The organism is Frankia sp. CgJB1 (genome assembly GCF_977947065.1).
The window spans coordinates 2,177-3,778 of record NZ_CDWTNB010000267.1 but is presented as its reverse complement, the minus strand read 5'-3'; the positions used below and the strand labels follow the sequence as shown (position 1 = coordinate 3,778).

1 pseudogene is annotated in these 1,602 nt (G+C 70.8%); it reads left to right on the top strand.

Features of this window, described 5'->3' with window-relative positions:
* Nucleotides 1-297 precede the first annotated feature (297 nt).
* Nucleotides 298-1,602: pseudogene (locus tag AC08OT_RS19670) on the top strand (hypothetical protein); the annotation flags it as partial.

The following is a 1,602-nucleotide window of genomic DNA, read 5'->3' as shown; positions in this document are numbered from 1 at the left end:
GGTCTTACGTCCGCCCTGGTCTTCGCGCCGTTCACCGCATTTCCCGAGGGACGATGAATAACATATTTTCAGATGAAATAAAATAATACGCCCTTGGGTGACGCCTGACATTTATCAATATTATAAAAATATAACGAGATACCAGAGATGCCACGACCCGGCCGCGGCGAGAGCACCGAAATGGATTTCCGCGCGGCAGGTCGCCGGGTACTGTCGGCATGCCCTGCTATTTTTTCTTTCTTCCGGTGAAATCCGGCTCCGGATCCATCCCGCTGCCCGTGAAGGAACACCGCAACGATGCCGCTTGCCTCAGCCCGGCTCCTGGTAGCGCTCCTGCTGCACGAACAGCACCGCGTCGAGCCCACGGGTGTGCCCCTCTGCTATCCTTCCCCGCCTCCCGCGGAACGCCATCTCGTCCGCGCGGCGACGGCGCTCGCCGCCGGCCGGGCGAAAGGAGCGCTGCGGGAGAGCGAACACGACCCGACCGACCCCGATCACCTGGCGGCGCACGAGGCGCTCTACCTCGCCGCGCTGGCTCTCGACCTCAACTGGTCCCCCGATGACGTCGGCGTCGTCCGAGCCTGGGCCACGAGGACGTTCGCTCCGCCTCCGGTTGGGCCCGCCGCGCGTCCCGGTGTACCCGGTCCGCGCCGGGAACGCCCGGCCCACCGGGCCAATTGGGCGCCATCCCAGCCGGCCCCACCCGACTCCGGGCACTCCAGGCACCCTGGTCCGGCCGGATTGGCCGGACCAGCCGGACCAGCCGGGCCGCCGCGGACCATGACGGACGCCCCGCTGATCGCCTGGACGACGCAGGTCATCGCCCGGCAACGGCACGCACTGCTCGAACCGACGACCGCGGTCATCTGCGTGCTCGGTGCCGAGATCATCCCCGGTATCCGGGTGGCGCGGGCACAGCTGGCCCTGACCGGTCACCGCGTCGACCACCGCGAAACCGGCCGGAGGCACGGGCCCGGCCCCCATCGCTTCCCCCATCACCTGCCCTATCGCCTGCCCCGTCACGTGGTTGTGCACGGTCACAGCGCCGATCCGGCACGCGCCGCACGGACCGCCGACCCTGCCGGAACGCTCGCAATGCAGGCCCTGGCCACGGCTGACCTCTTTGTCACCCATCTCGACGAGCTCCCGGTGCCACAGGCGGCGGCGTACGCGCGGATCCTGCGGGCGGATCTGCTGTTCCGGGCGAACCAGGAGGCCGAGGCCGGCATGGCGTTGGACGCGGTCGAGGCCGGCGCCGGGTCCGACCACGCGACACTGGCCCATGCGGCGCTGGTGCGCGGCGACTGGGCCGACTTCCCGGATGGCGGGGCGCAGACGCTCGGCCGTCGGCCCGGCGGGAGCCCGATCATCCAGTCGCGAACGGCCTATCCGGAACGCGCGGAGGAACTGTGGCAGCGGGCCCTGACCGCCTACCGGGCGCGCCGGGTCGGAGGGCGGGCGCGCCGCCGGACTGCTCCGGCTGGCCGGGGCGCCGACGGCGGCAGGCCGGCTGATCCTGCGCAGGGCCCGGATCGACGAGGCGGCCCGGCGCGCCCGGGCAGCCGGCAACGAGGCGCTGACCTGGCTGGCGAGAGTGCAGAG